This is a genomic window from Mycobacteroides sp. H001, assembly GCF_001440005.1.
GTDB classification, from domain to species: domain Bacteria; phylum Actinomycetota; class Actinomycetes; order Mycobacteriales; family Mycobacteriaceae; genus Mycobacterium; species Mycobacterium gwanakae.
The window spans coordinates 43,557-67,910 of record NZ_LJYH01000023.1; the positions used below are offsets into that span (position 1 = coordinate 43,557).

At 63.8% G+C, this 24,354-nt stretch carries 19 protein-coding genes, 1 pseudogene and 1 riboswitch; of the genes and pseudogenes, 14 read left to right on the forward strand and 6 right to left on the reverse strand.

The window, feature by feature from the left end; genetic code table 11:
* Positions 1 to 52: 52 nt before the first annotated feature.
* Both AOT83_RS06115 and AOT83_RS06120 read right to left on the reverse strand, forming a co-directional pair.
* Positions 53 to 772, reverse strand: a complete 720-nt coding sequence (locus AOT83_RS06115) for an SDR family oxidoreductase (protein ID WP_234797677.1) — start codon at positions 770 to 772, stop codon at positions 53 to 55.
* Complete coding sequence (locus tag AOT83_RS06120; protein WP_057964163.1) at positions 759 to 1,502, reverse strand: 2OG-Fe(II) oxygenase; 744 nt, start codon at positions 1,500 to 1,502, stop codon at positions 759 to 761. Before AOT83_RS06120 ends, AOT83_RS06115 begins: the two co-directional genes overlap by 14 nt.
* A gap of 240 nt (positions 1,503 to 1,742) precedes the next feature.
* On the opposite strand from AOT83_RS06120, the gene AOT83_RS06125 reads away from it, so the two are divergent.
* From AOT83_RS06125 to AOT83_RS06135, 3 genes are read left to right on the forward strand one after another with little or no spacing between them, the layout of a single operon-like run.
* Positions 1,743 to 2,426, forward strand: coding sequence for a hypothetical protein (locus AOT83_RS06125; protein ID WP_057964162.1), 684 nt, complete (start codon positions 1,743 to 1,745; stop codon positions 2,424 to 2,426).
* A complete protein-coding gene (locus AOT83_RS06130) occupies positions 2,423 to 3,007 on the forward strand; it encodes a hypothetical protein (RefSeq protein WP_057964161.1) in 585 nt (194 codons plus the stop codon). The genes AOT83_RS06125 and AOT83_RS06130 overlap by 4 nt, the downstream gene beginning before the upstream one ends.
* Positions 3,004 to 3,552, forward strand: coding sequence for a hypothetical protein (locus tag AOT83_RS06135; RefSeq protein ID WP_057964160.1), 549 nt, complete (start codon positions 3,004 to 3,006; stop codon positions 3,550 to 3,552). The genes AOT83_RS06130 and AOT83_RS06135 overlap by 4 nt, the downstream gene beginning before the upstream one ends.
* On the opposite strand, the gene AOT83_RS06140 is transcribed toward AOT83_RS06135, so the two are convergent.
* Both AOT83_RS06140 and AOT83_RS06145 read right to left on the reverse strand, forming a co-directional pair.
* Complete coding sequence (locus AOT83_RS06140; protein WP_057964159.1) at positions 3,515 to 4,840, reverse strand: hypothetical protein; 1,326 nt, start codon at positions 4,838 to 4,840, stop codon at positions 3,515 to 3,517. The two genes, AOT83_RS06135 and AOT83_RS06140, sit on opposite strands and share 38 nt — an antisense overlap.
* Positions 4,841 to 4,858: 18 nt before the next feature.
* Positions 4,859 to 6,595 carry an MFS transporter gene (locus AOT83_RS06145; RefSeq protein ID WP_057964158.1) on the reverse strand — a complete coding sequence of 579 codons (1,737 nt, stop codon included), beginning with the start codon at positions 6,593 to 6,595 and terminating at the stop codon, positions 4,859 to 4,861.
* Positions 6,596 to 6,868: 273 nt separating this feature from the next.
* Positions 6,869 to 6,977, forward strand: a riboswitch (TPP riboswitch).
* On the opposite strand from AOT83_RS06145, the gene thiC reads away from it, so the two are divergent.
* The 3 genes from thiC (at position 6,968) to AOT83_RS06160 (ending at position 10,076) form a co-directional block, all read left to right on the forward strand.
* A complete protein-coding gene (gene thiC / locus AOT83_RS06150) occupies positions 6,968 to 8,599 on the forward strand; it encodes a phosphomethylpyrimidine synthase ThiC (protein WP_030096289.1) in 1,632 nt (543 codons plus the stop codon). It overlaps the preceding riboswitch by 10 nt.
* Positions 8,600 to 8,601: 2 nt before the next feature.
* Positions 8,602 to 9,435: a bifunctional hydroxymethylpyrimidine kinase/phosphomethylpyrimidine kinase gene (gene thiD, locus AOT83_RS06155; protein ID WP_109394619.1), complete on the forward strand. Its 834-nt coding sequence runs from the start codon at positions 8,602 to 8,604 to the stop codon at positions 9,433 to 9,435.
* Positions 9,432 to 10,076 (forward strand): alpha/beta family hydrolase, encoded by a 645-nt coding sequence (locus AOT83_RS06160; protein WP_030096287.1) that lies wholly within the window; start codon positions 9,432 to 9,434, stop codon positions 10,074 to 10,076. The genes thiD and AOT83_RS06160 overlap by 4 nt, the downstream gene beginning before the upstream one ends.
* Here the strand turns inward: AOT83_RS06160 and AOT83_RS06165 are convergent.
* Both AOT83_RS06165 and AOT83_RS06170 read right to left on the reverse strand, forming a co-directional pair.
* Entirely contained in the window at positions 10,073 to 10,693 is a 621-nt protein-coding gene (locus AOT83_RS06165) for a TetR family transcriptional regulator (protein WP_030096286.1), read from the reverse strand. The genes AOT83_RS06160 and AOT83_RS06165 overlap by 4 nt on opposite strands.
* 106 nt (positions 10,694 to 10,799) lie before the next feature.
* Positions 10,800 to 12,317, reverse strand: a complete 1,518-nt coding sequence (locus AOT83_RS06170; RefSeq protein WP_078313614.1) for a PucR family transcriptional regulator — start codon at positions 12,315 to 12,317, stop codon at positions 10,800 to 10,802.
* Positions 12,318 to 12,475: 158 nt separating this feature from the next.
* On the opposite strand from AOT83_RS06170, the gene AOT83_RS06175 reads away from it, so the two are divergent.
* The 8 genes and pseudogenes from AOT83_RS06175 (at position 12,476) to AOT83_RS06210 (ending at position 24,351) form a co-directional block, all read left to right on the forward strand.
* On the forward strand, positions 12,476 to 13,912 hold the full coding sequence (locus AOT83_RS06175) for a gamma-aminobutyraldehyde dehydrogenase (protein ID WP_057964156.1): 1,437 nt from the start codon (positions 12,476 to 12,478) through the stop codon (positions 13,910 to 13,912).
* Between the two features lie 2 nt (positions 13,913 to 13,914).
* Positions 13,915 to 15,858 (forward strand): primary-amine oxidase, encoded by a 1,944-nt coding sequence (locus tag AOT83_RS06180; protein ID WP_057964155.1) that lies wholly within the window; start codon positions 13,915 to 13,917, stop codon positions 15,856 to 15,858.
* 2 nt (positions 15,859 to 15,860) lie between these two features.
* The gene (locus tag AOT83_RS06185) at positions 15,861 to 16,760 is read left to right on the forward strand and encodes a universal stress protein (RefSeq protein WP_030096282.1); all 900 of its coding nucleotides are present in this window, start codon (positions 15,861 to 15,863) and stop codon (positions 16,758 to 16,760) included.
* Entirely contained in the window at positions 16,750 to 18,327 is a 1,578-nt protein-coding gene (locus AOT83_RS06190; RefSeq protein ID WP_165592872.1) for an APC family permease, read from the forward strand. Before AOT83_RS06185 ends, AOT83_RS06190 begins: the two co-directional genes overlap by 11 nt.
* Before the next feature lie 136 nt (positions 18,328 to 18,463).
* Positions 18,464 to 19,801 (forward strand): annotated as a pseudogene (gene gabT, locus AOT83_RS06195) (4-aminobutyrate--2-oxoglutarate transaminase); the annotation flags it as partial.
* 15 nt (positions 19,802 to 19,816) lie between these two features.
* A complete protein-coding gene (locus tag AOT83_RS06200; protein ID WP_030096279.1) occupies positions 19,817 to 21,271 on the forward strand; it encodes an NAD-dependent succinate-semialdehyde dehydrogenase in 1,455 nt (484 codons plus the stop codon).
* 50 nt (positions 21,272 to 21,321) lie between these two features.
* Positions 21,322 to 22,347, forward strand: a complete 1,026-nt coding sequence (locus AOT83_RS06205; protein ID WP_030096278.1) for an agmatine deiminase family protein — start codon at positions 21,322 to 21,324, stop codon at positions 22,345 to 22,347.
* 3 nt (positions 22,348 to 22,350) lie between these two features.
* Entirely contained in the window at positions 22,351 to 24,351 is a 2,001-nt protein-coding gene (locus AOT83_RS06210; RefSeq protein WP_057964154.1) for an amidase, read from the forward strand.
* Positions 24,352 to 24,354: the final 3 nt, after the last annotated feature.

Below are 24,354 nucleotides of genomic sequence, written 5' to 3' on the forward strand. Positions count from 1 at the left end.
TGGATTACGCCATCGCGGACCGCTGACCGTTCGATCGGCACAGCCTGGACGTCTATACGTCGACCATCACGGTGGACCCGGTCGCAGTGCCGCGATCAAGCTTGCCTACGGCCTGCACGACGCTCTCGGTGCTCACGAGGGCGGGGAAAGAGTTCGGCGCAACGACATTCACACGCACCCCGAACGAGTCGAATTCGGCGGCCATGTGCCCACTCAATGCTTCAAGCGCTGCTTTCGACGCAGCGTAACCGGCCTGTCCCTGAAAGGGGTACACGGTCGACCCGGAGGTGCTCGAGATGTTGACGATGTTGCGGTTAACTGCGCGGTTCTCCGCCGCTCGGTTAGCCCAGAACTGCTGTGCCAACCGGACCGACAACCGCAGTGGCGCAATGACGTTGGTTTGCATGTGCTGCACCAAATTGGTCAGGGCGGTATCACCATCGATCATCGTGTTTGGGTAGCAGTCCATGTATGCGGCGTTGTTCACCAAGAGATCGATTCGTCCGTAACGGGCGAGTGCGACATCAACCACCCGCTCGACGTCATGGACGTCGCAGAGGTCCGCGTGGACGACATATACGGATGCGGCGGCGTACGGTACGTCTGGTTCGAGCGGGTCGACGTAGGACTCGTATTGAGACGGAACTCCGGGTACGCGCGTCTTGCACACCGCGAGAATGTCGTACTCGTCGGCGTACGCGCTACAGAACTCGTTGCCCAGCAGCCCACCGGCTCCGGTGAGGAGGCAGACTCGGCGATCACCAATAGACAATGCTTGCCTCTCCGAACGTCTCGATGACATCTTGTTTCGGTCGGTGTAGCCACATCGCCACACAGTTGCGCTCGTTGCGCGATGATCCCGCATAGCCGTGCCACGAGAAAGGTGTGCATTCGAACATCACCATCGAATTGTTGAGCGGTGGAACCCGCAGACCGTCACCGCGTTGGCCGGCGGCGAGGCTCGCGAAAAGTCCGGTCTCGCCGCCGTCCTCGGGCTCCCAAGGCGGATTCGCCAGGTAGAACAGCACCGCTACCGCGCGAACAGTTTCGCGCGCGTCGACTCCATCGGGGCGCTTGCCGGTGCGGTAATCGACGCCGTCGGTACCTTCGCACCTGGTCTCGGTGTCATTCGGAGTAGGCCCGGCGAACCAACCGGGGTTTAGGTCGTTGTGTGGCCAACCAGCGTTGCCGCCGGGCCGGTGCCGGTGCAGGCTCGCCGAGACATCGCCGGTGCACGAGACACCAGCGACACCGGCGATGATGTCGTGCCACTCGCGGGAAGTGAACACCGCGAGTGGGCCGTCGAGATTGTCCCGGATGAGCGCCATCGACGCGTCGTATCCGGGCGTCTTGGTATTGAACTTGGTCTCGACAGCTGCGATGCGCCGATAGTGATCTTCGAGAGTGTCATAGAACGCTTGGTTGAATACATTCTGAACGGTGACATGCGGGAACGGTTTCAGGCGTCGCACCCAGTACCGGTGCGCGATCAACTCATCCATCGGCCAACGCCGTCTCGGTGTGGATTCCCCCTCAATGCGCATATCGCAACACGCTACCTAAGCGCACTCTGCCTGACCTACTTGTGGTCAAGCTGGGGCCAGTTAGCTGGCTCACGATCCCGCAGCCCAGATAGCGCTGTTCGGTGACTGGAACTTCGGGCGCGAGCAGCCAGGCACCAGTCGTCGATCTGGACTGAACTTTCCCATCTTCTCTCCGCATGCGCCCTTTATGATTTGCGCATGCCGGGGGATGGACCAGCGGGCGGCCCGAACAACGAGCCCGATGAACCGCAGAAACGGTCTTTTCTCGACCGCTTTTCGCTCAACAACCTATGGCGCGTGGCCGTTGTCGGCGTGCTGGGCCTGACCGCAGGATTCGGAGGACTGGATCAGGCTGATCCTGCAACCCCGATTGAGCTCGGGAATGTCTACGACAACGGCCCACTGCAGATCACCCCACGCGCCGTATTTGCGATCTGCCCGGACTCGCGGCTGGACCCCACGATAATGAGGCGCTTCACGTACGAGGCCAGCACCTACCAGATGATCGCACTGAGCGCGACGGTCAAGAACACCGACAAGATCAACGTCACCCTGGACGACGAACGAAAGAACAGCTCGACGGTGTACCGCGAGATATTCACTCTGACCACGCCATCAGAGTTCAAATATTACGGCGAATACGCTTCGGACTCCGGTTCCGGAAAAATGTACTCACTTCCTCCAGGCAAAACAGTTGAGCTACTTGCCATTTGGGGAATCCCCTTCGTCCGACCAGGAATCCACCCCGGGGACAATATCGCCATCCGGCTGAACGACCTCGAATGGAAACCTGACGCAGCGGGCTCCGAGTCTTGGAAGACTCCTAAAAATCATCCGTCTTACGGCGTTCTCCACACCACTCTTCGCGAATGCGACTCATGACCGCGCCGAGTAAGGTCGCGCCGGCCACTCTGAGTGCACTGCTGCTCGTTGGGGCAATCACGTTGTACACCAACGTTTCCACCCTCCAAGAGTCTTACGGCCCCATTACCGTCCACGGCAGCGCCTCTGACCAGACCCGGGGAAGAAACAACGCGATATCCATCCGCGGCGCGTACTCAGCATCGGCCCTGAAGTACACGTTCAAAGACCGTTCCGAGAACTTCACGGAGCGCACCCAAGGGCAGTGGATCGTGCTGGACGTCGTCTACGAAACCCTGACGACAGTGCAAAACCACATCATGTATCTCGATGCCGACGACCTGAGAATCGAGGCCACCAGGTCCAGGGCGAAGCTCTTCAATCAGCCTGGGATTCCTGAGCGTACGGCGCTGGTGTTCGACCTGCCCGAATCTCCGCGGTCCATGTCTCTCGTCGTCAGGAGCCTGCCCGGTACCAGGAACGCCGATGTCGGAGCCGCTCGCGGCTGGGGTATCGACACGCAGTTGGACATCGACATCCCGACCTCCACGCTTGTTCATCGGGACGTCATCGACCTCTACGAGGGAAAGTTCCCGGAATGACTTGGCTGAAGCGTAACGGCGTGGCGTTCCTGGTGATCGCACTAGCCCTCACCACGTATTGGTTCCTCATTGTTCAACCCCGCCGGGAGCGAGACATCGACAGCAAGCGGCCTGCTCTCGTCGTACGGCCGGGCGAATCCGCAACGGTCGATGGCATCGACTGGCGGCTCCGGCGGGTCGATCCGCCCCTGCCTGGAAAGTACGACAGTCCGATTCCCAAGGGCACCAAAGCCGTGGTGCTCGTGCTTGACCGGTCTAAAGCGGGCCACCAGCTGTCTTCCGAGGATGTCGAGAAGGTCTCCTGCGACGTCGCAATCGTGGACCGGCGCGGTCGTCGCTGGACCAAACAGAACCATGTCTCAATGTTCTCGATTCAGGATTCCCTGAAGCGGACGGGCTATCGGACGTTCTGCGCCGAACCCGGTCCGTTCATGGTGGTCGGGCTGGTCCCGCACGACGCTACGGATCTGAGCCTGGAAGTCACCATCCGTAAGTCGAAGTCGGATATCAACGAGGTAGTGCGTTTCGAGTCTCTACCTGGCTAGCGTGCTCCGGGCTGTACCGCTCGAGGCAATATCCGTATGTTGCCGCCACCAAGCAGACCTTCACCGGCTCGATGAACGAACCAATCGCGACGATGAAGACTTGGCCATACACGGACCACCATGAGAGTTCGTGCGGGCCAAGAAGATTGACCGCTGCGCGCCAGACGAAACCCTCCCCGACCTGCGGTTCGTAGTAGGAACCTGACGGGTAGAGAAACACCAGGAACATGAACGCGAACACGTAAGTGGCCACTATCAGCGGACCACCGTGCAAGGTCACGCGAATAGAGTCCGCCAGCTTCTCCAATATCCCCAGAAAGCCGCGTGCGAATTCTGTAGTTCGTGCCTGAATTCCCGACGGAACGCGCGACCACCGCGGCCGGACTCGCCCCATCACCGACTGACCTGCGTTGGCGACTCGGATCGCGTGTTTCTCGCCGAGGAATGCATGTCCACTCGTCGACCAGGTACCCATCGCCTGAATCCCGTAAATCGCTGCCGCAATGGCAATCCATGTCAAAGGTATGAGGACCGCGGGTATCGCCGCCGCGGTGAATTGCGTTGCCCACTCCCAAAGGTGTCTGACTGGGCCGAGATTCGCGAGCAGGCTCTCCTTTTCATTCAGGTACCACACGACAACACGGCGCTCTTTTATCCACTCCGGAGTGCCAAACAGCTTGTCCGCAGCGGCAGTCACCAGAAGAAGCACCCATGTCGCCTCCAAGTACAGGGCGAGCAGTTGTGTCCAGGTGGGCAATTTTTCCCTAAATCGGGTCAGCAGCATCCTGATCGCGAATGCGATACCAATGACGGCGTAGATACGCCAGTCAGTCGGACTCAAGTACTGGTTGATCTGTTCGCTTGTCTTAGCCGATGAAAGGCCGTCCATCGTCGAGCCGTAGTACTCGAGATACCGCACATTGAGATACCCGGCACGGTCCTCCAGATGGAGCTTCCAGGCCGTAAACAGCACAAACACCGGAAGTATGGACCGGAGAACGGTGTTGGTCGCTTCTGTCCAACTTGCCCTGGCGTTTGTCACTGCCCCACGCACCACCCAGAACATCGCGACGTAGGTAAGCAACCGGGCCAGTGGAACCAGTGGGAATACCAGATCACCCCACAGGCCTCCCACGTGTACAGACACAAAGATGGCCAGCTTCAATGCGCCATAACGGGTCAGCCAGCCGACCAGATAGATCGCCACCAGCCGCGGCCAGCAGCGCCACCACAAGATCCCCGTACGGCGCAGCAGATCCACCGGACCGGATATCCCCCACGTTGCCATGGGCAGATAGTAGCTAGCTCAGTCCTCCGCGTGGGCGTACTTGCCGCCGGCGCCCAGCGAGGCGAGCGCCGCGATTGCCATCATCAGCGCGGCGGCGACGAACACCACCACCAGGCCGGCATGGAACGGCTCGGTGATGAGATTCGGGAAGAACGACTGCCCGGTCAGCTCGGCCGCATTGACCCCCGGCTGCTCCAGAACACCTGACGGAGCGAGTAATTCACTGATGGGGTTGTAGCCGAGGAATGCCGCGAACAGGCTGCCCACTGGTGGTGTACCGGCCACTTCAGCGGCAGTGGCGGCGGGCACGCCCTGGGCGGTCAGACCCGACTGCATCGCCCCCGGCATCGTGGCGGAAAGCCCGACGATCATGAGCGAGAAGAAGATTCCAATCGATAGGGAGTTGCCCGCGTTGAAGAAGGTGCCACGCACCCCCGAGGCAGCGCCGCGCTGATGGGCGGGCACGCTCGACATGATGGCCGCGGTGTTGGGTGCGGTGAAGATGGCCGATCCCAACCCGTTGAGGAAGATGAGCGCCGCGAAGGCCCAGTAATTGAAGTTCACCGGAATGGCGATGAGCGCCAGGAACGTCACCGCCGACAGCACCATGCCGCCGGTGGCGAACGGCCGGGCGCCATAGCGGTCCGAGAGCACACCGGCCACCGGGCCGGCCAACAGGAAGCCAAGTGTCATGGGCAGCAGGAAGATTCCCGCCCACAGCGGGGTCGATTCATAGCTATATCCGCGCAATGGCAACCAGATGCCCTGCAGCCAGATGATAAGCATGAACTGCAGACCGCCACGACCCACCGACGCCAGTAGATTGGCCAGGTTCCCCAGGCCGAACGCACGGTTCTTGAACAAGCGCATATCCAGCATTGGGTCGGCCACCCGAGACTCGATCACACAGAACAGCACCAGCAGAGCGACACCGGCGATCAACGATCCGTAGACCAGCGGGTTACCCCATCCGGTATTTGAATTACCGTACGGCTGAATGCCATACGTGATGCCGGTGAGCAGCACAGTCAGCCCCAGCGCGACGGTCACGGTTCCGGCCCAGTCCAGCTTTCCTGGCGTGGGTTGGTCGATCTCGACGAGCGACCGGTACGACCACACTGTGCCCAGCAGGCCCAGCGGCACACCTACCCAGAAGATGGCGCGCCAATCCCATTCGGAGAGCACGCCTCCGATCAACAGCCCCAGGAAGGACCCGGCCACCGCGGCCACCTGGTTGATGCCCAGCGCCAGACCGCGCTGTGTGGAGGGGAAGGCATCGGTCAGGATGGCCGACGAGTTGGCCATCAGCATGGCCCCACCCACCCCTTGCACCACGCGCCAGGCGATGAGCCAGACCGCACCGCCGCCGTAGTCGAAGGGATCGAACGAAAGCACCACCGCCGCAACGGTGAAGACGACGAAGCCCATGTTGTATATCCGGACTCGCCCGTACATGTCGCCAAGGCGACCGAACAACACAACGAGCACCGCGGAGGCCAACAGATAACCCATGAGCATCCAGAGCAGATAGCTCACGTTCCCGGCAGCGAGCGGGTTCAGACCGATGCCGCGGAAAATGGCCGGAAGCGAGATCAGGACAATCGACGAGTTGATGGTCGCCAGCAGCACACCCAGCGTGGTGTTGGACAGCGCCACCCACTTGTAGTGGGGATGGTCGCGATCTACCCGCACACGACGTCGGGCGGTTGCGATATCCGCAGCTGTCTCGTCGGTCCGTGTCATCAATTCAGTCATCGTCACCCTTGTTGCGCGCTTCTCCCCGACGCGGGCAGCTCCGACCGGCCGTCTGTGGACACCACCGTGCACAACTTTAGCAAGGGAAACTATATTCCAAAAACTTTCGAGCCCTCATCTGTCAGATCGGGCTTCGGGCGCATGCCTCATCCGGTTCGAGTGCGAGCCTGACGCGTAAATCTGGCCGAAAATCCGGGTGAGGCTCGCACTCGACGGAGAAATCCGTGGCTCACCGAGTAGCGTGGCCAGTGTTCGTCAACGAACAGCCCCAACACAAAAAGACACGGGAGCGCACACCAGTGCGCTGAGAGGACGGCTAGGGCCGTCGACCGTATGAACCTGACCGGGTAATGCCGGCGTAGGGAGGAAGAAATGCCTGACCAATCACGTACCCCCGAGACCGTCACCACCGGCCCCATCCAGGGCAGCGAGAAGATCTACCAAGAGCTCGACAGCGGCCTGCGGGTGCCGCAGCGCCGCGTCAACCTGACCAACGGTGAGCATCTGGACCTCTATGACACCTCCGGTCCGTACACCGACACCAATGCCGTCATCGATCTGCAGAAGGGTCTGCCGCCGCGCGCCGGGATCGTGACCGATCGCGGCACGCAACTACAGCGTGCCCGCGCCGGTGAGATCACCGCCGAGATGGAGTTCATCGCCGTCCGCGAGGGTGTCCCCGCCGAGCTGGTGCGCAGCGAGGTCGCGATGGGCCGCGCGGTGATCCCGGCCAACCACAAGCATCCCGAGAGCGAGCCGATGATCATCGGCAAGGCCTTCGGCGTGAAGATCAATGCCAACATCGGCAACTCGGCCGTCACCTCCTCTATCGCCGAGGAAGTCGAGAAGATGGTCTGGGCCATCCGCTGGGGCGCCGACAACATCATGGACCTGTCCACCGGTAAGGACATCCATCAGACCCGCGAATGGATCCTGCGCAACTCACCCGTCCCCGTGGGCACGGTGCCGATCTACCAGGCGCTGGAGAAGACCAACGGCGACCCGGCAGCTCTCACCTGGGAGCTGTACCGCGACACCGTGATCGAGCAGGCCGAGCAGGGCGTGGACTACATGACCGTGCATGCCGGAGTGCTGCTGCGCTACGTGCCACTAACCGCCAAGCGTGTCACCGGCATCGTCTCGCGCGGCGGCTCGATCATGGCCGCCTGGTGCCTGGCACATCACCGGGAATCGTTCCTCTACACCCATTTCGAGGAGCTGTGCGAAATCCTGGCGCGCTACGACGTGACCTTCTCGCTCGGCGACGGCCTGCGCCCGGGGTCCATCGCCGACGCCAACGACGAGGCGCAGTTCGCCGAGCTGCGTACCCTCGGCGAATTGACAAAAATCGCCAAATCCCATGGCGTGCAGGTGATGATCGAAGGCCCCGGCCACGTTCCGATGCACAAGATCGTCGAGAACGTGAAGCTTGAGGAGGAGCTCTGCGAGGAGGCTCCGTTCTACACGCTGGGTCCGCTGGCCACTGATATCGCCCCGGCCTACGACCACATCACCTCGGCCATCGGCGCCGCGATCATCGCCCAGGCCGGTACGGCAATGCTGTGCTACGTCACCCCCAAGGAGCATCTGGGGCTGCCTGACCGCAAGGACGTCAAGGACGGCGTAATCGCCTACAAGATCGCCGCCCACGCCGCCGACCTCGCCAAGGGGCATCCGCGCGCACAACTGCGCGATAACGCATTGTCTAAGGCGCGCTTCGAGTTCCGCTGGGATGACCAGTTCAATCTGTCACTCGATCCGGACACCGCCCGCGAATTCCATGACGAGACGCTGCCCGCCGAGCCGGCCAAGACCGCGCACTTCTGCTCCATGTGCGGCCCGAAGTTCTGCTCGATGCGCATCACCGCCGATATCCGGGAGTTCGCGGCCCAGAACGGTCTGGAGACCCAGGAGGACATCGACGCGATGCTGGCACGCGGCATGGAGGAGAAGTCGGCGGAGTTCGCAGAACACGGCAACCGGGTCTATCTGCCGATCGCGTGAGCATGAACGCCTTCCTGCCCCTCCCGGAGCCAGGAGTCACCCCGGTGCGTGCGATGACCATCGCCGGGTCCGACTCCGGGGGCGGGGCGGGTATCCAAGCCGATATGCGCACCATGGCACTGCTCGGTGTGCACGGATGCGTGGCGGTCACCGCGGTGACCGTGCAGAACTCGGTGGGTGTCAGGGACTTTCACGAGATTCCGCCACAGGTGGTGGCAGCGCAGATGGACGCGGTCATCACCGATATCGGCATCCAGGCGGCCAAGACCGGAATGTTGGCCTCCGCGCCGATCATCGAGGCCATCGCGCAGGCATGGTCGCACCTGGCGCCTGGCGTTCCCCTGGTCGTCGATCCGGTGTGCGCGTCCATGCACGGCGATCCCCTGCTGCACCCCAGTGCACTGGATGCCCTACGCACACAGTTATTTCCGTTGGCAACACTCGTCACTCCCAATCTGGACGAGGTACGCCTGCTCGTGGACGTCGATGTAGTCGACGAGGAATCGCAAAGGGAAGCGGCGCGAAAACTACATGCCCTCGGGCCCCAATGGGCGCTGGTGAAGGGTGGGCACCTTCGATCCAGCGATACCAGCACCGACCTGCTCTTCGACGGGACCGAATTTCACTACTTCCCCGTCGAGCGAGTGGACACCGGCCATGATCACGGCGCCGGGGACACCCTCGCCGCATCTATCAGTTGCGCACTGGCCCATGGTTTTTCCGTGGTCGAGGCAGTGGCATTCGGGAAACGGTGGATCACCGAGTGCCTGCGAGCCGCGTATCCACTTGGCCGAGGCCACGGCCCGGTATCGGCCCTCTTTAGACTCAACGTGTGAGCACCGAGGAACTTCCGGATATCGCCGGAATTGCGCATCACCCCGACGGGCAGCCGCATGGCGCCGTGGTGCTGACCCACGGCGCCGGCGGTAGCTGCCACTCCCCCATGCTGCGCTTGTTGTGCACGGCGTGGGCCGAACGCGGCTGGCTGGCACTACGTTTCGATATGCCCTTCCGGCGCAACCGGCCCAGCGGTCCGCCCTCGGCCTCATCGGCCGACAAGGACCGCGCTGGTATCGCGGAGGTGATCGAGAAGGCTCGTGCCATGGTGGACGGCCCGCTCCTGGCTGGCGGTCATTCGTATGGCGGACGCCAGACCTCGATGCTCGTATCGGAAAAGGGACCGATCATCGACGTCCTGACGTTGTTCTCCTACCCGCTGCATCCGCCCGGTAAGCCCGATCGGCTTCGCACCGAACATCTACCTGGCATCGCGGTTCCGACGGTGTTCACCCATGGCACCTCGGATGCGTTCGGCACCATCGCCGAAATCAAGGCGGCGTCGGTCCTGATACCGGGCGGAGCGACGATCGTGGAGATCACCGGCGCACGTCACGACTTGGGGTCCAAGACAATCGACGTCCCGGCCCTGGCCATCGACGCCGCACTAACGGTTCTGAAACAAACCGACGGAGCCTAACCCTCGCCGACCGTGCGCCAGTCGCACGTCAGCAACTGCGCCGCTCGCCGCAGGTCGGCCTCGGCCTGCGCCACGGTGAGACCACCGTTGAGGCACACCTGAATGCAGCCGAACCACTGGTGCACCAGCAGCCTGATCACGGCCTCATCCTCTTCGGACGGATCGGAAAGACCGGCCACCTCGGAAATCAGCTCGTGGAATCGCTTCTCGACCTGCATCAGGTCCGGCACCTCGGCCAGCGACGCTGAGTTGGAGGACCGAATCATCGCGATCGCGAGCATGCGGCGCCGTGTCAGGCCGCGCAGCGCCCGTACCAGCGCTTCGCCCACCCGGTCGGCCGCCGTTTCCTTCCCGTCCGGAGAGACGGGAATGCGGCCCACTAGCCGTTCCGATTCCCGGACGAGAGCCGACACGAACAGATGCCGCTTCGTCGGGAAGTAGCGATACAACGTACCGATGGCAACGTTGGCGTGCTTGGCGACGTCGTGCATCTGGACGTGGTCGAGCTCGCGCGTCATGGCGAGTTCTTCGGCCGCGTCGAGCATGCGCTTGTACTGCTCATGTTGGCGCCGGGTCGACGGCATGGCGGCTGGCCGCACCGGTGACACTTCAACCATGGCGCTCACGATCTTTTCACCTGCATAAATAACCCCGAAACTGGAACCTGTTCTAAATAAGGTAGCACTACCGCAGGCCCGCGCACTGCGATTTCGCGGTCCTGATTCAGATCCCGGTTTTCGGCGTTCCCGCCAGCATCGCCAGCAGCAGCTCCGCGCGTACCCGTGCGATGTCGAGGTCACAGACCAGCAGCGCCTGTACCGTCTCGATACGTTTGCGCAGCGTATGGCGGTGTACACCGACCGCAGCGGCCGCCGATTCCCAATGGCCGTTCGCCTCCAGATAGGCCCGCAGGGACACCATCAGGTCGGTGCCGTGACTGGCGTCGTGCTCGACGATGGGCGCCAACGTCGCATTGGCAACGGCGATCAGCACCTCACGACTCGCGCCGAAGGACAGCAGCGCGCTGCCGGCAAGCGAGGTGAACTCCAGCGGTATGCCACCGCGCTCGGCCACCGATGCGGCGAGCTTCGCGTTCTGTACCGCATCACCCAACCGCCCCACCGCGTGCGCTCCGCTCAACCCGGCTCGCAGCCCCTTGCGCGTGCGTCCATCCACGTCGGTGAACAATTTCCGGGCGAATTCGGCGGTCTCCGATCCCGGCACTACGACGATGAGGCGGGACTCGGCGGCGTGCGCAAAGACCGGGTAGCCCGCAGACTCCATGGCACGGGTGACCGCAGACTGCACCCGCCGCAGCGCCGCCTGTGATTCGGCATCCACCACCAGCGCCCGGATCCGCCCGCGCCCGTCGGCGGCCTGCGCCAGTTGCGCCCATACCGGTTCCAGGTTCCGTTCATCGCCGAGCAGCAGCCCCAGAGCCTGCCCATTCAACTGCCGCTGCGCGTCCTGCAGCCGCGACGGCTTATCGAAATCCAAGGCCAGCAAGGAGTTTGCATGCCCCAGCAGCACCTGATCCACGAAGGTCAAGGGCGTCTTACTGACAACGGCCAGCACTCCGTAAGACGTACCGCCCACCCCGATCGTCTGTTGCGCAACGGCAACTTCGGGGTCCAGTTGTTGCGCGACGGCCGATACACCCGGGGTCAATGCGCCGCGGACCAGATTGATCGTCGCGACATCCAGATTGCGTGGATGACTGGCGATCACCGTGCCACTTGAGTCCAGCACCACGACGTTGGCACGCAGCGACCGCCCGAGCTCCGCCGTGACCGCCTGCACACCTCCGTTGACGATTGCGCGGGTGATCCGGGGCTGTGCCCGCGATGCGCGCAGCACCGCGTCATACTCCAGTTCGGCGATGTGCGTGCTCACGGCCTTGACCACGGCGGCAAAGGGAGTGCGCAGAGGCACCTCCAACAACGGCATACCCAGCTCGTCGGCCGCAGCCACCAACTCCCCTGGCACCTCGTCAAATGTCAGACCGGTACCGAATCCCAGTGCGGCGACACCATTTTCATCCAGCGCCCGTAGATAGCCCAGCCGTTCCGGCGCCGTCGTGGGCAGACCGATACCGGTGGTGAGCACCAGCTCTCCACCGGATAGCCATTGGGCGGGGTCGGCGAGTTCTGTGGTGAGCGCCAAATTGATCTCGCGCCCCACACCCGCGGCGCCGCCCTTCAAGGTGAGTTTCAGGTCCGGCTGATCCAACACCCAACGCACCGGAACAGTCACCTCACGGGACTGTACAGAATGGTGAAAAACACCGCCAAGATTCCCCGAATTGTCGGATGATCAGGGATGTGTCCTGTCGCACACTGGTTGTCTGCGTGCTTTCTTGACGTGCTTAGACGGATTCCCTCGACGGATGGACGTGCCACATGCCGGACTCGATACTGCAGAACTACATTGACGGCCAGTTCGTCGATTCCTTATCCCTGAAATCTACCGAGCCCATCGACCTGATCAACCCGGTCGATGAGTCGGTGGTGGGGCGCGCCCCCGTGTCCAATGCCGACGACGTGAACGCGGCGGTGAGCGCCGCCGAACGTGCCTTCGCCACCTGGGGCAAGACCACACCCAGCGTCCGGCAGCAGGCGCTGCTCAAACTCGCCGACGCGATCGAGGCGCACATCGACGAGATCGTCGAGGCCCAATGCCGTAACACCGGTCAGCCGAAGGCGGTCATCGCTGCCGAAGAGGTGACAGTGAGCGCCGACCAGCTCCGGTTCTTCGCGGGAGCTGCGCGACTTGTCGAAGGCAAATCTGCCGGCGAGTACATGGAGGGGTTCACCTCCTATGTTCGGCGCGAGCCCATCGGGGTTGTCGGACAGGTGACCCCGTGGAACTACCCATTCATGATGGCCATCTGGAAGATCGGCCCCGCGCTGGCAGCCGGGAACACCATCGTCCTCAAGCCCAGCGACACCACCCCGGAGAGCACACTGGTGCTGGCCCGGCTGACGAAGGGGATCTTGCCCGACGGCGTCTTCAACGTTGTGTTGGGTACCGCGACCACCGGCTCCGAATTGGTGAGTCATCCCGCCATCGGCCTGGTGTCGATCACGGGGTCGGTGCGGGCCGGTATCGCCGTCGCGGCCTCGGCAGCCGAACAGCTCAAGCGCAGCCACCTCGAGCTCGGCGGCAAGGCCCCGGTCGTGGTGTTCGGTGACGTCGACATCGACAAGGCGGCCACCGGTATCGCACAGGCCGCCTTCTTCAACGCCGGCCAGGACTGTACGGCCGCCACCCGGGTGATCGTGCACCAGTCGATCCATGACGAGTTCGTCAGCGCCCTCAACTCCGCGGCACAGACTTTGCGGCCGGGCCTGCCCGATGATGCCGACAGCTTCTACGGGCCCATGAACAACATCAACCACTTCACCGCGGTCACCAAGAAACTCGACAACCTGCCCGCACACGCGACGGTCGTGACCGGCGGAAAACGTTGGGGCGACAAGGGGTTCTTCATCGAGCCCACCATCGTCACCGGTGTGCGCCAGGAGGATGCAATCGTCCAGGAAGAGACCTTCGGGCCGATCTTGACCGTCCAATCGTTTGACGACGCGGACGAAGCCGTCCGGCTGGCCAACGGAGTGCGTTACGCACTGGCCTCCAGTGTGTGGACCAAGGACCACGAAACCGCCGAAAAATTCACGCGTGAATTAGATTTCGGTTGCGTGTGGGTCAATTGCCATATTCCGCTGGTCGCCGAGATGCCTCACGGCGGGTTCAAGTACTCCGGCTACGGCAAGGACCTCTCGGCCTACGGCGTGGAGGACTACACCCGGATCAAACATGTGATGAGCGCGCACTAGCAATGGCAACCGACACCTTCCACCCCCTTGATCCCCTCGCGGCGGAGGAATTCACCACGGTCGCAAAAGTTCTGGCGCAGACATGCGACGTCGGAAGCCACTGGCGATACACCTCCATCGAACTCGCCGAGCCCTCGAAGGCCGATATCGCCGCCTTCGACAACAACGGCACCCGGCCTGATCGCCGTGCACTTGCCACCTGCCTGGATACCTCACGCAACGCCACCTACAAGGCGGTCGTCTCGCTGACCTCTGGCGAAGTGCTGTCCTGGGATCACATTCCCGGGGTGCAACCGAACTTCACGGTCGACGAATGGGAAGAGGCGGACGCTGCTCTTCGCCGCCACCCCGAGGTCATCGCCGCACTGGCACAACGCGGCATCACCGACATGGACCTGGTGTTCATGGACACCTGGACCTACGGCGATGCCGTCATGCCCGAAAAGTACAAGGGCAGACGCCTAGGATGGTCGGATACCTGGGTGCGTTCGAGTGCGGGCGCCAATCCCTATGCCGGCCCCGTCAACGGATTCCACTGCATCATCGACATGAACAGCATGGAGCTGCTGGAGATCGAGGACACCTTCTCCGTACCGCGGCCCGAGATGATGGGCGAATACGTACCCCGGCACATACCGGAACGACTGCGTCAGCAGAGCACCCGGGAGTCGCTGCAGCCACTGCACATCACTCAGCCCGAGGGCACCTCCTTCACCATCGAGGGAAATAAACTCCAGTGGCAGAACTGGTCCTTGCGGGTCGGCTTCAACTACCGCGAGGGCATGACACTGCATGCGGTGACCTACAACGACAACGGAACGGTGCGGTCGGTCGCCAACCGTATGTCCTTCTCCGAGATGATGGTGCCGTATCGGGACCACTGCGAGGATCACTACCGAAGAACAGCTTTCGATATCGGTGAGTGGGGCATCGGCTTCATGACCACCTCGCTGGAACTTGGGTGCGATTGCCTCGGCGAGATTCGCTACCTCGATGCGGTGCTGCACAACAGCAAGGGCGAGCCGTACACGATCAAGAACGCGATCTGTATTCACGAAGAGGATAACGCAGTCCTGTGGAAGCACGTCGATCACGACCATGGCGCCGAGGTGCGCCGCATGCGTCGGCTCACGGTGTCCTTCCACGTCACCGTCGCCAACTATGAATACCTCACGTACTGGCGGTTCTATCAGGACGGAAACATCGAATGTGAGGTCCGTGCAACGGGAATCATGGTGGTGAGCAACTTCGCCGAGGGCGCGGCGCATCCGCATGGAACCTTGGTCGACAACCGGACGTACGCGCCGTACCACCAGCACTTCCTTGTCGCGAGACTCGACCTGGATATCGACGGCACCGAAAACACCGTCTACGCCAGCGAAACCGAGATCGAGCCCGTCGGCCCTGCCAATCCATACGGGCTGTCCCTGCGGCAGCGCAACACCCCGTTGCGCACCGAATCGGAAGGCAAACAGGACTTCTGCTGGCAGACTCAGCGTGCCTGGAAGGTCGTCAACGACAACACTCGCAACGGTATCGGCACCGCACCGGCGTACAAATTGGTGCCCGGTGCGGCAATCCCGGCGATGTTCGACCCGTCTTCCCCGGTGCTGGCACGTTGCCGGGCCATCGAGCACACCCTCTGGGTGACGCCAAACTCACCCGACGAGCGCTGGCCCGCAGGAGAATTCGTCACCCAGAGCAAGGAAGACCACGGCCTGCCCGCCTGGACTGAGAGCAACCGCTCCATCGAAAACACTGATGTGGTGCTGTGGTACGTATTCGGTATCCATCACATCACCCGTCCTGAGGACTGGCCGATCATGCCCGTCGACACCGTGAACTTCTGGCTCAAGCCGGTCGGATTCTTCGACCGTAACCCCTCGCTCGATGTTGCACCCACCCCGCCGAAGAGCTGTCACACGTCAGGACACGAGGAGGCCTAGCCGTGAACGATGCCGCCACGAGAGGTGCCAAACGGATCGCCGTTGCATACCTGGCCACTCCGGGCGGCGATGACGCGCTCGCCGTCGGCGCACAGATCGCCCGCTCCCTGGGGGCGCATCTCGATCTGTGCATGGTGCTGCCACTGGACCGACCCATCCTGGCACCCCTTCCACAGCAAGAGCGCCAGGACATCTTGTCCGAGAACGCCACTCACTGGCTCAAGCACGCCGAGGCCACCATTCCCGACGATCTCACCGTCGAGACACATATCAGCTTTCACGAGTCGATCGCCGAGGGTCTCATCGCCCAAAGCGAGGCCCTGGGCGCCGAAGCCATCGTGGTCGGTGGCTCTGGCGGCGGGCTGGTCGGCAGTCTCTCCCTGGGATCGGTGGTCAACGAACTCGTGCACTCCTCCCCCATACCTTTGGTGATCTCGCCGCGTGGTGCGCGCTACCAGAAGAACCTGCGCGTTCGGGAAGTCACGTGCGCCATGGGAACCCGGCCCGGCGCACACGTGCTGCTGGACACCGCGCTGCAGGCCTGCCAGCGTGCGAAAGCACCGCTGCGGCTGGTGTCCCTGGTGTCATTCGACCCGATTCCCGGCGGGGACGATGACCAGTCGGCACGTGAACGTGCTGCCATCCATGCCCGACAATCCCTCGAGACCGCCAAACTGATTCTCCCCCCGGATTTCCCGGTTACCTCAATCGTCGCCGAAGGACCCACTATCGAAGCCGCGGTGAACAAGCTCGACTGGCACGAAGGCGACATCATCATGGTGGGTTCCAGCCGTCTTGCGCAGCCACGGCGACTCTTCCTTGGATCGACGGCCGCGAAGATGCTTCGGGTGCTGCAGGTGCCCATGGTCGTGATCCCCAAGGAAGAGGCCAATCGTGATTGATGATCCGCTTGCGGGAAGACCATCTGGCACTGAAAGTGTTGCCCGTACCGAGCTGGAACAGGCCGAGCAGACCGAGGGACTCATCTCCAAAGGGCTCGCCGCCGGGCGTATCGGAACCTTCACCGGCGCCGTCCTCGGCATCTCCACAGTCGCGCCCGGATACACACTGACGGCCAGTATCGGCCTGATCGTCGCCGCTGTCGGCCTGAAGATGCCGGCGATCCTCATCGCCGGTTTCATCCCGATGTTCCTGACCGCATACGCCTACCGGGAACTGAATTCGCGCGCACCCGACTGCGGAGCCTCGTTCACCTGGTCCACCAAGGCATTTGGCCCCTACATCGGCTGGATGTGTGGCTGGGGAATGGTGATCGCCACCATCATCGTGTTGTCCAACCTGGCGTCTATCGGGGTGCAGTACGGGTACCAATTCCTCGGCGCCGTCTCCCACAATCAGACAATCGGCGAACTCGCCAACAACAAGGCCGTCAACATCATCTCGACCGTGGCGCTACTGGCGATCGCCACCTACATCTCCAGCCGCGGAATCACCACCAGCGAGAAGGTTCAATATGTTCTCGTCGGGTTCCAGATGATCGTGCTGGTGATCTTCGCCGTCGTCGCCATCGCCAAAGCACCCAGCATGGCCGGACATCTCGATTTCGACCTGGACTGGTTCAATCCGCTGACCGGACTAACTCTGAGCGCCTTCGTCATTGGGCTCGTTGGATCGATCTTCGCGTTCTGGGGTTGGGACACCTGCCTGACCCTCGGCGAAGAATGTAAGGATCCGACCAAGGTGCCCGGCCGCGCCGGACTGTTATGCGTGCTGTCGATCCTGCTCACCTACCTCCTGGTTGCCGTCGCGGTGATGATGTTCGCGGGCGTGGGCGACACGGATCTGGGCCTTGCGAATGAGGAGAACAAAGACAACGTCTTTGGCGCCCTTGCCAACCCGGTGCTGGGCAGCTGGTTCGGCCCACTGTTGCTGCTCGCGATATTCGCCTCCGCGGTGGCGAGCCTGCAGACCACCTCGCTGCCCGCCGCCCGCACCATGCTGGCCATGGGCACCTACGGCGCCTTTCCGAAAAAGTTCGCCGATGTCAGCCCCCGGTTCCTGACACCCACCTTCAGCACCATCGTGGCCGGCGCGGTGACGGCCGTGTTCTACACCGTCGTCAGCCTGCTATCGGACCGCACCCTGCTGGATACCATTGCGGCCCTTGGCATCATGATCTGCTGGTACTACGGCATCACCGCCTTCGCCTGTGTGTGGTACTTCCGCACGGAGCTTTTCCAGAATGCCCACAACGTGGTGTACAAGTTCCTCTTCCCGCTCCTGGGCGGGCTCATGCTGGCAGCGGTGTTCGTCATTTCCGTGCGCGAGAGCATGGATCCGGAGAAGACGGGCAGCGGCGCCTCGATCGGCGGCATCGGCCTGGTGTTCTATCTGGGCTTCGGCATTCTGGCGTTCGGGGCGGTGCTCATGCTGATCATGCGCGTCAAGAGTCCGGACTTCTTCCAGGGCCGCACCCTGACTCGCGACACCGCTCCGCTCGTCGAGTAGGCAGCCATGTCATCGACGCAGGTGGCCACTCACGCCAGAACGGCGTATCCAAGCACCATCGGTGGACAAATCGTCCATTCCCAGATGCACTCCACGGCGACACACTGAGATCGCCGGATCGACGACAGGAAGTGCCATGACCGACATCGCCTACCGCCTCGCACAGAAGCGCAACATCGTGACGCCCCTGCCCGGGCCGCGTTCCAGTGCCCTGGCCGAGCGCCGTCGCGCGGCGGTATCCGCCGGGGTCGGCTCGACCGCGCCGGTCTACGCCGTTGATGCCGACGGTGGCGTGATCGTCGACGCCGACGGCAACTCCTTCATCGACCTCGGAGCGGGTATCGCGGTCACCACCGTGGGCGCTTCCCACCCTGCCGTCGCCGCTGCCATCGCCGACCAGGCCGCTCGTTTCACCCACACCTGTTTCATGGTGACGCCCTACGAGGGATACGTGCAGGTCGCCGAGCTACTCAACGCCCTGACTCCGGGCAATCACGACAAGCGCACCGCACTGTTCAACTCCGGCGCCGAAGCCGTCGAGAACGCGATCAAGGTGGCGCGGCTGGCCACCGGCCGTCCGGCGGTCGTTGCCTTCGACAACGCCTACCACGGCCGCACCAACCTCACGATGGCGCTGACCGCCAAGTCGGTGCCCTACAAGTCGCAGTTCGGGCCCTTCGCGCCCGAGGTCTACCGGATGCCGGCCTCCTATCCGCTGCGGGACGAGCCGGGTCTGTCCGGCGAGGAAGCGGCACGGCGGGCAATCTCCCGCATCGAAACCCAGATCGGTGCGCAATCGCTGGCCGCGATCATCATCGAACCCGTCCAGGGTGAGGGCGGATTCATCGTGCCCGCACCCGGATTCCTGTCCACGCTGACCGCGTGGGCGCGGGACAACGGTGTGGTCTTCATCGCCGACGAGGTGCAGACCGGATTCGCCCGCACCGGCGCCTGGTTCGCCTCCGAGCACGACGGCATCGTTCCCGACATCGTCACCATGGCCAAGGGCATCGCCGGAGGCATGCCGCTGTCCGCCGTTACCGGCCGCGCCGACCTCATGGATGCGGTGTACACCGGCGGCCTGGGCGGAACCTACGGCGGCAACCCGGTGACCTGCGCGGCAGCCATCGCCGCACTGGGCGTCATGCGTGAACTCGACCTGCCGGCCCGGGCCCGAGCCATCGAAACCTCGGTGGTGTCGCGGCTGAGCGCGCTTGCCGAGGAGGTCGATGTCATCGGCGAGGTACGCGGCCGCGGGGCCATGCTGGCCATCGAAATCGTCAAACCCGGTACCGGCAACCCCGGAGAACCTGATGCCGCCCTCACCAAAGCCATTGCCGCCGAGGCGCTCTCCCGAGGGGTTCTGATCCTGACCTGCGGAACCTTCGGAAACGTCATCCGCTTGCTGCCCCCGTTGGTCATCGGGGACGATCTACTTGACGAGGGCATTACCGTCCTCGCCGACATCATCCGCGAAGGCGAGCCGCTAGTGACTGATCACTCAGCCCTGATCGATGCCATTCCCACCGATCTGTGGATCGGCGGGAAGCAGGTGCCATCGTCCTCGGGCGCCCGGTTCCCCGTGCACAACCCGGCCAACGGCGCGGTGCTGACCACCGTGGCCGACGCCTCGGCGGCCGACGGTGCCACCGCACTCGATGAGGCCGTGGCTGCGCAACCCTCCTGGGCCGCGACCGCGCCCCGTGAACGGGCCGAAATTCTGCGGCGCGCCTGGGAATTGGTCATGGAGCGGCGTGATGACTTCGCACTGGCCATGACCCTGGAAATGGGCAAGCCGCTGGCAGAGAGCCAGGGCGAGGTGGCCTACGGCGGCGAGTTCCTGCGCTGGTTCTCCGAGGAGGCGGTGCGCATCAACGGCCGGTACACCTCGTCGCCGACAGGCAACGGCCGGATCCTGGTGGCCAAGCAGCCCATCGGTCCGGCGCTGGCGATCACCCCCTGGAACTTCCCGCTGGCCATGGGCACCCGCAAGATAGGCCCGGCGTTCGCCGCCGGATGCACCATGATCGTCAAGCCCGCCGCCGAGACGCCGCTGACCATGCTCCTGCTCGGCCAGGTGTTCGCCGACGCCGGCCTGCCCGCAGGTGTGCTGTCGATCCTTCCCACCACCAGCGCCTCCGGCCTGACCGGCCCGCTGATCGAGGACTCCAGACTGCGCAAGTTGACCTTCACCGGCTCTACCGCCGTCGGAAAAGTACTGCTGTCACAGTGCGCCACAAGGGTTTTACGTTCGTCGATGGAGCTCGGCGGCAACGCCCCGTTCGTGGTGTTCGACGATGCCGACGTGGACGCCGCAGTCGACGGCGCGATGGCGGCCAAGATGCGCAACATCGGCGAGGCATGCACCGCGGCCAACCGCTTTCATGTGGACAACGCGGTGCGCACCGAATTCGCCGAGAAACTGACCGCTCGCATGGGTGCCCTCACCATTGGCCCCGGTGACCAAAGCGGCGTCCAGGTGGGCCCGCTCATCACCGCCAAGCAGCGCGCCTCGGTCGATGAGTTGGTGCAGGACGCCGTCAGCAAGGGCGCCGTCATCACCACCGGTGGCGCGATCGCCGACGGGGAAGGCTACTTCTATCCGCCGACCGTGCTCACGGATGTGCCCTCGAACGCAAGAATTCTCCGCGAAGAGGTCTTCGGCCCGGTGGCCGCGATTACCGGGTTCGACGGCGAGGACGCGGGAGTCGCCGCCGCCAACGACACCGAATACGGACTCGCCGCGTACGTGTACACCACCAATCTGGATCGCGCACTGCGCGTTTCGGAGTCTGTCGAGTCGGGGATGATCGGCGTCAACCGTGGTGTGATCTCCGATGTGGCCGCACCGTTTGGTGGGATCAAAGAATCGGGCATCGGCCGCGAAGCCGGCAGCGAGGGCATCGAGGAATACCTCGAAACGAAATACATAGCGCTGCCCTAATACCGCGACCTAGCCGGATTTCCCACACCGGCGCAACCCGAGAGGCACACATGGCATGGCGGATGCCTGCGGAAACCGAACCGCACGAGCGGATCTGGATGGCGTTCCCGAAGCCCGGCCTCACCTTCGGCGACGATAGCGCCGCGCTGGAGGCCAGCTATCAGGCCTGGACGGCGGTAGCGCATGCCGTACTCGCCTTCACTCCGGTGACGATGGTGGTAGACCCCAGCCAGCACGAACGCGCCCGCCGAATGTTGTCGTCAGAAATCGAGCTGTTGGTCGCCCCGCTCGACGACTTTTGGATGCGCGATATCGGACCTACGTTCGTCGTCGACGATGTCACGGGCGAGCTGGGTGCCGTCGACTGGATATTCAACGGCTGGGGGTCGTCAACGCCGCAGGCCTGGTCGAACGATCGTGAGATCGGCCGCACGATCGCCGCGGCCGCCGGTGCGACCCTCGTATCGTCGTTGCTGGTCAACGAGGGTGGCGCCATCCATGTCGACGGTGCTGGCACAGTGCTGCTGACCGAGACCGTGTTGCTTGATCCGCTGCGCAATCCGCACGCCGACCGCAGCCGCGTCGAAGACGAGCTGGCCCGCACCCTGGGCGTTGCGCATGCCGTGTGGCTACCACGGGGACTCACGCGCGACTACGAGCCGCTGGGCACCAAGGGGCACGTCGACATGGTCGCGGCGCTGCCCGCGCCCGGCACCGTCTTACTGCATGCACAAACCAATCCTGACCACCCCGATTACGAAGTGTCCGCACAACTGCGTGCCGCACTCGCCGATGCGGTCGATGCCCGCGGGCGCGCGTTCGACGTCGTCGATCTGCCGGCACCGGCGACACTGCGCGACGCGGACGGGTTTGTCGACTGGAGCTACATCAATCACCTTGTCACCGGAGACGGCGTGATCCTGTGTGGTTACGACGAGCCGGAGGCCGACTCGCACGCCGCAGAGATCATCGCCGATGCCTATCCCGGCCGAAACGTGGTGCTGGTCGATGCGCGTCCGATCCTCGCCGGTGGTGGCGGTATTCACTGCATCACCCAGCAACAGCCAAAGGTTTAGGCAATGGATGTCGTTGAGGCGAGCATCGCCGATCTGCAGGCCGCACTCGCCGCCGGGGAAACGACGTCGGTCGCGCTGGTCGCGGAGTATCTGCGCCGGATCGCCGCCTACGACCGCGGTGGGATCACCCTCAACGCCGTGCCCGTCCTGGATCCGCGGGCATTCGCCGCCGCCGCCGAGTCCGACGCGCGTCGCGCGGCCGGTGCCACGCTCGGCCCGCTCGACGGCATCCCGTACACCGCCAAGGATTCATACGCTGCGATGGGGCTGCCGGTGGCGGCCGGATCTCCCGCCTTCGCCCGGCTCATCGCCCAGCGCGATGCGTTCACCATCGCACAACTTCGTACCGCGGGAGCGGTGCTGCTCGGGCTCACCAACATGCCGCCGATGGCGAACGGCGGCATGCAGCGCGGTGTTTACGGCCGCGCTGAAAGTCCGTACAACAGTGACTATCTGACATCGGCGTTCGGCTCGGGGTCTTCCAACGGATCGGGTACCGCGACGGCCGCCAGCTTTGGCGCGTTCGGGCTCGGCGAGGAGACGTGGAGCTCGGGCCGGGCACCGGCCTCATGTAACGCGCTGGTGGCCTACTGCCCTTCGCGCGGTGTGATCTCGGTTCGCGGTAACTGGCCGCTCGTACCCACGATGGACGTCGTCGTTCCGCATACCCGCAGCGTCGCCGATCTGCTGGCGCTCCTGGACGTCATCGTCGCCGACGACCCGGACCAGCGCGGCGATTTCTGGCGTCGCCAGAAGCGGGTCGAGATCCCGCCCGCATCGACATTGCGGCCCAAAAGCTACAGCGCACTGAGCGATTCCACCGCGGACACCCTGCGCGGCACCCGGCTGGGAGTGCCACGGATGTATATCGGCGACACCACCGGAGACCGCCCGGTGCAGACCCGTCCCAGCGTTGTCGACCTGTGGCGACGCATCGCGGACGACCTGCGTGCGGCAGGCGCCGAGGTCCTCGAAGTGGACTTCCCCGTCGTCACCAATTACGAAGGCGCGGCGACGATGCTGGACCGTGGGCTCATTCCGTCCGGGTACGACGAGCGCGAACTGTGGGACCTTTCCATCTGGGGCTGGGAAGAATTCCTACAGGTCAACGGGGATCCCGAGTTGTCGCATGTGCGCGACGTCGACGGTGCGCTGATCTTTCCGCCGCCGCCTGGCGCATTGCCCGATCAGTATGACCGTCATCAACTCGACCTGGAGGTCGATCTCGGCCAGTATCCGGCCCGTGCCGCCGCCGGCATCGCCGAGCTGGAACAGATCCCCCTGATCGCCGACGGCATCGCGGGGCTGGAGGCGACGCGCCGCATCGACCTTGAGGCGTGGATGGACGCGCTCGGACTCGACGCCGTCATCCATCCCGCAGTCGCCGACATCGGCCGCTCGGACGCCGACGTCAATCCGGCGTCGGCCGATACGGCCTGGCGCAACGGCACGTGGGTCGCCAACGGCAACCTCGTGCCGCGGCACCTCGGAATCCCTTCGGTCACCGTACCGATGGGCACCCTGGACGATATCGGGATGCCTGTCGGGCTCACGATCCTCGGTCGCGGCCACGACGATGTCCGGTTGCTGCGTCTGGCCTGCGCCGTCGAAGCCACTCGGCACCGGCGCACCGCTCCGCCGCGGACACCGGCCCTGCCGCCTATCGCATTGCCAGCCGAAGCCGCGCCCGGCGGGATGGCGCCGCGGTGCGTCATCACCGTCGAAGAATCCGACCTCGGCGACGGTGACTGCGCCGTCGCCATCACCGTCGCCGTCGAAGGCATGCATCGCGTCGCCGACGCCAGGCTGTACGTCGACGGCGATGAACTCACCCTCACCCGAGGCGGCGATACGTTCACCGCCGCAACGACTCTGCGTGCGGCGGCATCTCGGCCGCGCCATTCGGTCTGGCGCGAGGCCTACGGCTCCTTGATCGTGGCGTTGGTCCGCACCCACGACGGCCGAACCGCGGGAGCGTGGACGACCGCTTGCGGCATCGCCTGACAC

What these genes read in the sequence shown, in the direction of transcription:
- AOT83_RS06120 (WP_057964163.1), bottom strand. Translation starts at nt 1,502, where the DNA reads ATGGATGAGTTGATCGCGCACCGGTACTGGGTGCGACGCCTGAAACCG.
- AOT83_RS06125 (WP_057964162.1), top strand. Translation starts at nt 1,743, where the DNA reads ATGCCGGGGGATGGACCAGCGGGCGGCCCGAACAACGAGCCCGATGAA.
- AOT83_RS06130 (WP_057964161.1), top strand. Translation starts at nt 2,423, where the DNA reads ATGACCGCGCCGAGTAAGGTCGCGCCGGCCACTCTGAGTGCACTGCTG.
- AOT83_RS06135 (WP_057964160.1), top strand. Translation starts at nt 3,004, where the DNA reads ATGACTTGGCTGAAGCGTAACGGCGTGGCGTTCCTGGTGATCGCACTA.
- AOT83_RS06140 (WP_057964159.1), bottom strand. Translation starts at nt 4,840, where the DNA reads ATGGCAACGTGGGGGATATCCGGTCCGGTGGATCTGCTGCGCCGTACG.
- AOT83_RS06145 (WP_057964158.1), bottom strand. Translation starts at nt 6,595, where the DNA reads ATGACTGAATTGATGACACGGACCGACGAGACAGCTGCGGATATCGCA.
- thiC (WP_030096289.1), top strand. Translation starts at nt 6,968, where the DNA reads ATGCCTGACCAATCACGTACCCCCGAGACCGTCACCACCGGCCCCATC.
- thiD (WP_109394619.1), top strand. Translation starts at nt 8,602, where the DNA reads ATGAACGCCTTCCTGCCCCTCCCGGAGCCAGGAGTCACCCCGGTGCGT.
- AOT83_RS06165 (WP_030096286.1), bottom strand. Translation starts at nt 10,693, where the DNA reads ATGGTTGAAGTGTCACCGGTGCGGCCAGCCGCCATGCCGTCGACCCGG.
- AOT83_RS06175 (WP_057964156.1), top strand. Translation starts at nt 12,476, where the DNA reads ATGCCGGACTCGATACTGCAGAACTACATTGACGGCCAGTTCGTCGAT.
- AOT83_RS06180 (WP_057964155.1), top strand. Translation starts at nt 13,915, where the DNA reads ATGGCAACCGACACCTTCCACCCCCTTGATCCCCTCGCGGCGGAGGAA.
- AOT83_RS06205 (WP_030096278.1), top strand. Translation starts at nt 21,322, where the DNA reads ATGGCATGGCGGATGCCTGCGGAAACCGAACCGCACGAGCGGATCTGG.
- AOT83_RS06210 (WP_057964154.1), top strand. Translation starts at nt 22,351, where the DNA reads ATGGATGTCGTTGAGGCGAGCATCGCCGATCTGCAGGCCGCACTCGCC.